This is a genomic window from Absicoccus sp., from assembly GCF_034090965.1.
GTDB lineage: Bacteria > Bacillota_I > Bacilli_A > Erysipelotrichales > Erysipelotrichaceae > Absicoccus > Absicoccus intestinalis.
Genome location: NZ_JAXDRQ010000013.1, coordinates 1 through 9,307, shown reverse-complemented (window position 1 = coordinate 9,307; position 9,307 = coordinate 1). Strand labels below are relative to the sequence as shown.

Genomic DNA, 9,307 nt, shown 5'->3' with positions numbered 1-9,307 from the left:
TAAAAAAAGCACCTGGCAAATGCTAGGTGCAATCTTTGACAAATGGTGGTCTCAGTCGGAATCGAACCAACGACACAAGGATTTTCAGTCCTTTGCTCTACCAACTGAGCTATGAGACCACATGGTTGCGGGAGAAGGATTTGAACCAACGACCTCCGGGTTATGAGCCCGACGAGCTACCAGACTGCTCTATCCCGCGATGTGACAAATGGCGGAGAAGCTGGGATTCGAACCCAGGCGCCGCGCGAACGACCTACCGGTTTTCAAGACCGGACCCTTCAACCACTTGGGTACTTCTCCTAGGAGATTCTTTTGTATATTGGTGGACCCTGTAGGACTCGAACCGACGACCCGCCGGTTATGAGCCGGATGCTCTGACCAACTGAGCTAAGGGTCCAATTCAACTCGTTGGTGGCTGAGGTGAGACTCGAACTCACGACCTTCCGGGTATGAACCGGATGCTCTAGCCAACTAAGCTACCCAGCCAAAAAAGTTTAAAGAAATGGTCGGGACGGCAGGATTTGAACCTGTGACCCCTTGATCCCAAATCAAGTGCACTACCAAGCTGTGCTACGTCCCGATACTCATTAAAAAATGGCGCGCCCAGTAGGAGTCGAACCCGCAACCTTTTGATCCGTAGTCAAACGCTCTATCCAATTGAGCTATGGGCGCATATTTATTTTTTACACTTATCAGTGCCTTAATAATATAACATAGCCTTTTACTGAATGCAAACATTTTTTAAAAAAACTTTTTTTATTGAAATCCATTTTAAATTATGTTTCAATGTTCATGTAATAGGGAGTAACCGGCAAATATGCACTTATGGCGTCAACCACGAAATTTATTTCCGCTGTAAGTTTAAATGGTGAGACTATTGTATATCTTTTTTGATATACAATGGTCTCACTTTTTTTTATTCGGGAGGTATCGCATATGAAAGACTATTACTTAGAAAAAAAAGCACAAATAGAAAAAGATCTCAATTCCGGGCCACAAGGCTTATCCGCTGATGAGGCTACTTCACGTTATCAACAATATGGCCCGAATGCCTTAGAAGAATCAAAGAAACAAACAACCTTTCAGGTCTTTATCTCACAATTTAAAGATCTCATGGTCATCATTTTGATCGTGGCTGCTCTGATTTCTGCTTGTATGGGCGATATTGAAAGTACCCTTGTCATTTTGGTCGTCCTTATATTAAATGCTGTACTTGGTACGATCCAACATATCAAAGCAGAAAAATCACTGGCTTCCCTCAAATCCTTATCTTCACCAACCGCAAAAGTCTTTCGCGATGGTCAAAGAATCGAAATTCCATCGGAACAAGTCGTACCAGGTGATGTCATGACCATTGAAGCTGGCGATATGGTCGTAGCCGATGGACGTATCCTGGATATTCATTCCCTTCAAGTGAATGAATCGAGCTTGACGGGTGAATCCACCAATGTGGACAAAGCCGATGTTGCATTTGATCATGAAGTCCCTCTTGGTGATCGCTTAAATATGGTCTATTCGGGATCGTTGGTCACTTATGGACGCGCCACGATCCTAGTGACTGGCACCGGCATGGAAACTGAAATTGGTAAAATTGCTTCCTTGATGAATGCCACCAAAGAAAAGCGTACACCACTACAAATCACTTTGGATGACTTTTCTTCTAAACTAGCCATTGTGATCATGATCATCTGTGTCGTGATCTTTGGTATGCAAATATTGCGTGGCCAACCATTGATGGATTCTTTATTGTTTGCGGTAGCCTTGGCAGTTGCTGCGATTCCTGAGGCTTTAAGTTCGATCGTTACGATCGTACAAGCCATGGGAACACAACGAATGGCCAAAGAGAATGCGATCATCAAGAACTTAGCTGCGGTTGAATCGTTGGGATCCGTATCGGTCATTTGCTCCGATAAAACAGGAACTTTGACCCAAAATAAAATGACAGTGGAAGATATATATGTAGGTGATCAAACCTATACAGCGGATATGCTTGATCTTCATAATCAATTGCATCGTTATCTTCTTTATGATGCGGTATTGAACAACGATTCCTCCCTAGTCGATGGTAAAGGAATCGGTGATCCAACCGAATATGCTTTATTGGAAATGTATCGAAAAGTACCTGGTATTCAAATTGATGAAGACACCATTTCATTGACGGAAAGTCAGTTACGTGATGCCTTAGATCGAATGGAAGAAGTTCCATTTGATTCAGATCGTAAACTGATGAGCACAAAATATAAGATCCATGGTGTTTCTACCATTTTGACCAAAGGAGCTGTGGATGTTTTACTCGATCGTTGTCAATCCATTCGTTTGGATGATGGCATTCATCCCATGACACCCGAAAAAAAAGAAAAGATCCTTGCCAAGAATCAATCTTTTTCCGCATCCGGACTACGTGTACTTGCCTTTGCTTATAAAGAAGACGATGAATCACTTTCCAAAGATACCGAATATGGTTTTACATTCCTAGGTTTGATTTCCGAAATGGATCCACCTCGTGAAGAATCCGTAATGGCCGTTGCACAAGCAAAAAAAGCTGGCATTCGAACGGTTATGATCACAGGGGATCATAAAGTAACGGCAACGGCTATTGCTCGTCGTATTGGTATCTTTGAAGACGGAGATATGGCCGTAACGGGTCTAGAATTGGATGCGATGAGTGAGGCGGAATTGGATCAAAACATCGAAAAGATTTCCGTCTATGCGCGCGTTTCTCCTGAAAACAAAATTCGTATTGTGGAAGCATGGCAGAGAAAAGGTCGTATCGTATCAATGACCGGTGATGGTGTCAACGATGCACCGGCCTTGAAAAAAGCCGATATTGGTGTGGCCATGGGTATTACGGGTACCGAAGTATCCAAAGATGCAGCCAGCATGATCTTAGCAGATGATAACTTTGCGACCATCATCAAAGCCGTTGCGAATGGTCGTACCATTTATGAAAATATCAAAAATGCGATCCTCTATTTATTATCTGGCAATTTATCAGCAATTATTACCGTTGTCTATGCCTCAATCTTAGCTTTGCCAGTACCCTTTAAAGCGGTTCAATTGCTTTTTATCAATTTAGTGACTGACTCCCTGCCTGCCTTGGCCATTGGTATGGAACCAGGCGCTAAAGATATTTTGAATCGAAAACCACGCGATCCAAAAGCCGGGTTTATGGACCGTCCCTTTGTTCAAAAATTTAGTATCCAAGGCGCTTTGATTGCTCTGGCTGTCATCGTCGCCTATCAAATGGGTCTACAAACCAGTGCTAATGTAGCTTGTACCATGGCTTTCTCTACCCTGACGTTGGCCCGTTTGTTTCATGGCTTTAATTGCCGCAATGAACATAGTATCTTCCGCTTGGGTTTCAAACACAATTGGTATAGCTTATATGCCTTCTTGTTGGGTGTTTGTTTCTTAAGCTTGATCTTGTTTATACCTGCTTTACATAGCTTATTTTCGGTTACACCATTGACCATGCAACAAACATTATCAATTGGCGGTTTGGCCATTCTCCCAACGCTCTTGATCCAATTGGTCAAGGTTATCAAAGAAAATCAATAAGTATCAAAAAGACCGATGGTTCAAGTACCATCGGCTTTTTTGGGTATTTCTCTTCTTCCCTTCGTAAAAGAGTTATACGCTACTCCCTATTTATGCGAACTTCCCAGTTTTCCTGCCATACGCTCAGATTTCATGGCTTGAAGATCATCCAGATCAATTTCTTCACTTTCCAATTGGGGCATCATGACTAAGACACCTTGGCAGATAGCTTTTTCATAGGGATACACAATGTATTCGGTATCATCAAATTGGTCAACAACATCGGCTTTCGCAATGACAACTGGCTTATCATTCACATTCGTGATGGGGGCCATATATTCACCCCGATAGCCCGAATCAATGACGCCTGCTCGTTGTGCCATTCCTTTGGTTCCGGTGGAGCCACGTTCTTTTAAGATCATGACATAATCAGAATCAAAGGCACTAGCTACGCCCAATGGCACCAATTGTGTATGTGCAGGTGCAATTTCTAAATACTCTTGTTCGAAACATGGATACAAATCATAACCTGCATCTTCCCTTCGTTTGGTAGGAATGATTGCTTCTTTTTTCACTTTTGCCCAATATAATTTACTCATTTTTTAACCACTTTCCATATTCTTTGACCAACGCATCCAAAGACCAACGTGCATTGGCCGCCGATGTCGATGGACATGGGATACATTTCAATTCCGGATACGTTTTCTTCATGGTCTGATAACTGACTTGGCCATTACACAAAATTCTTTCTATGGTTGGATATTCTTTTAAAAAAGTCGGAATATCGTTGGGTTCAATGGCCTTGATCGAAGCATCAGCTGAACCAATGCGTTGACAAGAATGACAAGAATCCCAAAGTGCAATTGAATGATCGGCTAATATTTTTTTCTTGTCTTCTAATGTCTCGATAGGTTGTTGATAGATACGAGCCAATACTTTCCAGAAACGATTGGATGGATGGGCATAATGATAGCCTTTTGCCAAACTTTCTACACTCGCAATGGAACCAAGAATCAAGATCGTATCCTGTCCATGAACGACTTGGCCCAAGCCTTCTATTCTTGACATACACCAATCAGATCATAGTTTTTCGCATCGGTCACTTTTACTTGTACAAAACTGCCCAATGGAATATCTTGATTCGCCGTAAAAATCACTTGGCCATCCACTTCATCGGGGGCATCGGCTTGGGATCGACCTCGATAGCGACCACTCAAGGCTTCTTGTTCTTCTACCAATACCTCAACGATAGAGCCAATTTTGGCTTTATTTTTTTCAAAAGAAATCTGTTCCTGTACCTGCATCAACTGGGCAAGTCGTTTGTCCATGATTTCTTGTGGGACTTGACCATCCATACCATACGCTGGCGTATCTTCTTCTTGCGAATAGGTAAAAGCCCCCATTCGATCCCATTGGATTTCTTTCACAAAATCCATCATTTCGTCAAAATCTTCTTGTCTTTCACCAGGGAAACCAACGATCAATGTCGTTCGTAATGTGGCATCCGGGAACATCTGACGAATCTTTTGGGTGATTGCTTTGACTTCTTCATGAGAAGAGCGACGATTCATGCGTTTCAACATGCGAGTCGATGCATGTTGCGTAGGAATATCAAAATAAGGAACGACCTTTTTACTTTCTTTCATCGCAACCAATACATCATCCACAATTTCATCGGGATACATATATAAGATCCGGATCCAATGGAACCCCGGAATTTTATCGATTTTCCGAATCAGGTCTCCTAGCTTATATTCACCATAATTATCCAATCCATATTTCGTGGTATCCTGCGCAATTAGGGTCAATTCTTTTACCCCAATGGAAGCTAGGAAAGTCGCTTCTTTCACGATATCTTCCATCGTCCGTGATTTTTGTTCACCCCGAATCAAAGGAATGGCACAATACGCACAATGATTGGAACATCCATCACTGATCTTGATGTACGCTTGCCAAGGATTTCCCGTCAACACACGCTCACTTTTTGAAATCAAGGATTGATCCCCTTGACCAAGAAGAGGACGTAGGCGATCGGCTAATTTATCATAATCCCGAATCGGAATGATCGCATCGACTTCTGGAATTTCTTGTTCCAACACTTCTTGATATCGTTGAGCTAGACACCCACACACGATCAATTTTTTTAATCCCTTTTCTTTATATTTTGCCATCTCAAAAATCGTTTGGATCGATTCTTCTTTGGCCGAAGCAATAAAGCCACAGGTATTGACAACAATGGCTTCCGCTTGTTTCGGATCCGGTACAATTTCATGGCCTTCACTTTTCAACATGGCCATCATATTTTCAGAATCAATCAGATTTTTGGCACATCCCAAAGATACAAATCCAATTTTCATTCTTTGTCATCCTTTCTACGATAGACCATGCGTCCTTCTAAGGCAAAGACACGCGGACCAAATTTACCAGGTTCCGTGGTTTCTTGGCTTGCACGCATCATAAATAAACGTGCATCCAAATCATCAATGATTGATAAAACTTCAGCTTCCGGGATCATAGGCAAAACAGGCGAACCAAATTCTTGTTTGCCATGATGCGATAAGATCATATGTTTCAATAATAAAATCGATTCTTCTTTTTCTTTTCCTAATTCATGAGCCACTTCATCGATGCAACAATTCATGATGCTGATATGACCCAATAGGTTTCCTTGTGCCGTATATTCTGGCAAGACAGGTTCAGAAAATTCCACGATCTTGCCCACATCATGCAACAGAGTGCCACTAATCAATAGATCACGATCTAAATATGGATATTGATTGGCAATTTGGTCTGCCAAACGCGCCATGCTTAACGAATGGTAAGCCAATCCACCGACAAAATTATGATGATTCCGCGTAGCTGCTGGATAGGTATAGTAATCCTTTTGATACCGCGAAATGATCGTTTCCGTTACCAATTTTAACGTTTCATTTTTCATCGAAGATATGTATTCATGCACTTTTCGCTGCATTTCACTTGCTTTCATAGGTGCCTTGCGAACATAGTCCGTGATATTTTCTTCGGGATGCTCAATCAATTTTTGGATACGAAATTGTAAGGCATTGCGATATAAGATCACATCACCCATGGCTTCTACGACCATGCCCACTTTATATTGATTGGCTTGTTCTTCGGTCAGGTTCCAGAATTTGGCATCCATGACTCCACTTGCGTCCTCTAAGACCATGTTTAAATACGGTGTTCCTTTATTGGTCTTGCTTTGATCACATTTAGAAATCATACACAAGATCTTATATTTTCCTGCATCTTTTATATCTTTAATCATTTATTTCCTCCAAGGCATTTTCTATTTGCGAAGCCGTGAATCCCCTTCGCATACAATACAAACGCACTTTCTGTAATTTTTCATTTTCATCCAGTGCCTTATTTCCATATAACCGTTTGGCTTTGGCAACCGCTTGTTTTAAAGCTTCGTTTTCATCGGTATCAATTTCAATCGATTCACCAACGCGATGCGCAATATCTATAGAATAACCTTTTTTGATCAATTTGTTGGTCAGGCTTTGTCGCATCATACGTTCCGATTGCGCTTTAATGCCTTTTAATAAGCGCTTCGCCATTTCGGTGGCATTCACTTCTTCATCCGTATCGGACAATTGATCCAAGGCTTGTTCCAACAATTCACCACGAATCCCTGCTTTTTCCAATTTTTTGCGGATCATTAATTTATTTTGCCCATAACTATGCCAGACCAAAGCTTTTTCCATCGCATATTGTCGATCATTGATCAAGCGTGCATCTTCAAAATTACGCACGATCGAGCGACTGGTTTCAGCATCTAAGTTGAGTCGTCTTTGACAATACTGCAAAATTTCATAACTCGAATAATCCGCTTTGGACAAATGTCTTTGCACCTTAATGACGGATTCGTAATAACTTTGCATATTGATATAATTCTCAACGGTATAAGCATCTAGAATCGTATTGACAGAAACTTTCAGATCAAAGAAATCATCATCTGGAATCTTGATCTTGATGACTTCTTCATCTTGTTTGCGTTTCACACTTAATTGGACAAAATCACTCTGCAAGAAATCAATCTTAACAACTTGATAAGCCATATGATAATCATCCATAGCTTGTTGATAAACCGCTAAAACTTTCTGCGCAAACAATTCGGTATCATAGGCTTTTGTTTTGGCTTCACACAGCGGGGTCATCGCTTTCCGTTTGGATGTCGATTGACTAAAGAAAACTTCCCATTTTTGAGCCAATTCGTTAGCATCATCAAAATAATAGCCGGTCACACCTTCGTCAATGAGGCCATCTAAGACTTCATCTCGACGGCCAAATACGGGCAGTCCTGTAGCCAAAGCTTCTAAATAGGTCATGCCTTGGGTTTCTGATAAGGATGCCGAAACGAAACAATCAAAGGCGGCATAATAATAGGGAATCTTTTCTTTGGCGATCTTGCCTGTAAAATGGACACGATCACGAACGCCTAAGGTATCGGCTAATTCATGATAATATTTTTCATCGGTTCCAGCCCCAACGATCACTAGCTCCAACAACGGATCTTTTGAAAGGGCCAAGGCTTCGATCGGCATTTTAATGCATTTTTCTTTCGCTATACGACCCACAAAAACAACCGCATGATGATCCGCTGGAATCTGCACCGATTGCCGTACCGCCTTTATTTTTTCAGGGTCTAGATTCGACATCTTATATTCACTCAGATCAATGCCCGTAGGCACAATATAGATCGGGGTCGTGACCCCATAAGACATTAAGGCTTTCTTGGTCTTATTGCTTGGCGCAATCACCGCCATCGGTCCATTACCGGCTACTTTCGATAGAAAACGAACAATTCGTTTCGTGGTATGATCGACCGATTCAATTTCTCGTGGATTGACATAATGAACATAATCTTCATACAGTGTATGATAGGTATACACCAAAGGGATATTATATTTTTTAGCCATTTGTCGAGCAAAGAGACCAATACCAATTTCGGTATGCACATGAATGATATCCAAATTCATTTTACGAATATAGTTTTCACCCATGACTTGAATGGGACTGGAAATCTTATATCCATACATCTTTTTCCATTCAATGCCTGGTAAATGCAGGATATGATTTTTTTCATCGTATTCAATGGTCATCCCTTTATGGTTTGAAATCACAAAAACGGTGTGTCCTAGTTTTTCCAGGGCGCCTTTTAAAGTCGCTACACTAGAGACAACACCATTGATATCAGGTAAATAAGCATCGGAAAATAGGCCTATGCGCATTAGGATACCTCCTTTTTCGTTTGTCGATCATAATAGTTGCGCATGATGATGAAGATAATTGCGCCAATAAGAACGACAACATGATACGTAGAGAATCGCCACAAGATCATGACCGCGCCCGTTAGAGAACCCATCAATCCTCGAAATAATAAGGTGAAAACCACTTCAGTTCCACCACTGGCTCCGGGAATGGGGATAAAACTATTGGCGATGATCACAAAACTAGAAAGTGCGATCACATCCAATAATTTATTGATCGGAATGGAAATATGCAAAGCCCACGCAATCGCATAAGGCAACGAATACAAAAGGGTCAGACGAACAACGTTGATCAGTGTGCATAAAATGATGCGTCGTTTATCTTGCGATAGGGTTTTTGCTTCTTTGGTGAATTGGGTCACCTGAATGGTCCAAGACTCCACAATGTGTTCTGGGTCTTTGATAAATTTGAATCGTCCCATGAATTTCGCAAGTTTCCCGGTCAGACGAATATAAAGCTTAGGAAAGAGCGCAAT

Annotated in this window: 7 protein-coding genes and 7 tRNA genes; 1 reads left to right on the top strand and 13 read right to left on the bottom strand. The window is 41.5% G+C overall.

Annotated elements, in window-relative coordinates; translation table 11 throughout:
* Nucleotides 1-43: 43 nt before the first annotated feature.
* The 7 genes from SOS22_RS02255 to SOS22_RS02225 form a co-directional block, all read right to left on the bottom strand.
* A tRNA-Phe gene (locus tag SOS22_RS02255) sits at nucleotides 44-119 on the bottom strand.
* Nucleotides 120-122: 3 nt separating this feature from the next.
* Nucleotides 123-199: transfer RNA gene (locus SOS22_RS02250), tRNA-Met, on the bottom strand.
* A gap of 10 nt (nucleotides 200-209) precedes the next feature.
* Nucleotides 210-300 (bottom strand) — tRNA-Ser (locus tag SOS22_RS02245).
* A gap of 20 nt (nucleotides 301-320) precedes the next feature.
* Nucleotides 321-397: transfer RNA gene (locus SOS22_RS02240), tRNA-Ile, on the bottom strand.
* Between the two features lie 12 nt (nucleotides 398-409).
* A tRNA-Met gene (locus tag SOS22_RS02235) sits at nucleotides 410-486 on the bottom strand.
* Nucleotides 487-503: 17 nt separating this feature from the next.
* Nucleotides 504-580 (bottom strand) — tRNA-Pro (locus SOS22_RS02230).
* Between the two features lie 15 nt (nucleotides 581-595).
* A tRNA-Arg gene (locus tag SOS22_RS02225) sits at nucleotides 596-672 on the bottom strand.
* A gap of 264 nt (nucleotides 673-936) precedes the next feature.
* On the opposite strand from SOS22_RS02225, the gene SOS22_RS02220 reads away from it, so the two are divergent.
* Entirely contained in the window at nucleotides 937-3,558 is a 2,622-nt protein-coding gene (locus SOS22_RS02220) for a cation-translocating P-type ATPase (RefSeq protein ID WP_320596209.1), read from the top strand.
* An 86-nt stretch (nucleotides 3,559-3,644) separates the two neighbouring features.
* Here SOS22_RS02220 and SOS22_RS02215 read toward each other — a convergent pair whose 3' ends face one another.
* The 6 genes from SOS22_RS02215 to SOS22_RS02190 form a co-directional block, all read right to left on the bottom strand.
* On the bottom strand, nucleotides 3,645-4,136 hold the full coding sequence (locus SOS22_RS02215; protein WP_320324863.1) for a dUTP pyrophosphatase: 492 nt from the start codon (nucleotides 4,134-4,136) through the stop codon (nucleotides 3,645-3,647).
* Nucleotides 4,129-4,605 carry a DNA-deoxyinosine glycosylase gene (locus tag SOS22_RS02210; RefSeq protein ID WP_320596208.1) on the bottom strand — a complete coding sequence of 159 codons (477 nt, stop codon included), beginning with the start codon at nucleotides 4,603-4,605 and terminating at the stop codon, nucleotides 4,129-4,131. Before SOS22_RS02210 ends, SOS22_RS02215 begins: the two co-directional genes overlap by 8 nt.
* Complete coding sequence (gene rimO / locus SOS22_RS02205) at nucleotides 4,593-5,894, bottom strand: 30S ribosomal protein S12 methylthiotransferase RimO (protein WP_320596207.1); 1,302 nt, start codon at nucleotides 5,892-5,894, stop codon at nucleotides 4,593-4,595. The genes SOS22_RS02210 and rimO overlap by 13 nt, the downstream gene beginning before the upstream one ends.
* The gene (locus tag SOS22_RS02200; RefSeq protein WP_320596206.1) at nucleotides 5,891-6,823 is read right to left on the bottom strand and encodes a 3'-5' exoribonuclease YhaM family protein; all 933 of its coding nucleotides are present in this window, start codon (nucleotides 6,821-6,823) and stop codon (nucleotides 5,891-5,893) included. The genes rimO and SOS22_RS02200 overlap by 4 nt, the downstream gene beginning before the upstream one ends.
* Nucleotides 6,816-8,792 (bottom strand): glycosyltransferase, encoded by a 1,977-nt coding sequence (locus tag SOS22_RS02195; RefSeq protein ID WP_320596205.1) that lies wholly within the window; start codon nucleotides 8,790-8,792, stop codon nucleotides 6,816-6,818. The genes SOS22_RS02200 and SOS22_RS02195 overlap by 8 nt, the downstream gene beginning before the upstream one ends.
* Nucleotides 8,792-9,307, bottom strand: a 516-nt coding sequence (locus SOS22_RS02190; protein WP_320596204.1) for a YbhN family protein, incomplete at its 5' end; no start/stop codon positions are given. The genes SOS22_RS02195 and SOS22_RS02190, both read right to left, overlap by 1 nt.

Bases quoted from the DNA above. Each gene is read 5' to 3' on its own strand.
- SOS22_RS02220 (WP_320596209.1), top strand. From the start codon at position 937: ATGAAAGACTATTACTTAGAAAAAAAAGCACAAATAGAAAAAGATCTC.
- SOS22_RS02215 (WP_320324863.1), bottom strand. From the start codon at position 4,136: ATGAGTAAATTATATTGGGCAAAAGTGAAAAAAGAAGCAATCATTCCT.
- SOS22_RS02210 (WP_320596208.1), bottom strand. From the start codon at position 4,605: ATGTCAAGAATAGAAGGCTTGGGCCAAGTCGTTCATGGACAGGATACG.
- rimO (WP_320596207.1), bottom strand. From the start codon at position 5,894: ATGAAAATTGGATTTGTATCTTTGGGATGTGCCAAAAATCTGATTGAT.
- SOS22_RS02200 (WP_320596206.1), bottom strand. From the start codon at position 6,823: ATGATTAAAGATATAAAAGATGCAGGAAAATATAAGATCTTGTGTATG.
- SOS22_RS02195 (WP_320596205.1), bottom strand. From the start codon at position 8,792: ATGCGCATAGGCCTATTTTCCGATGCTTATTTACCTGATATCAATGGT.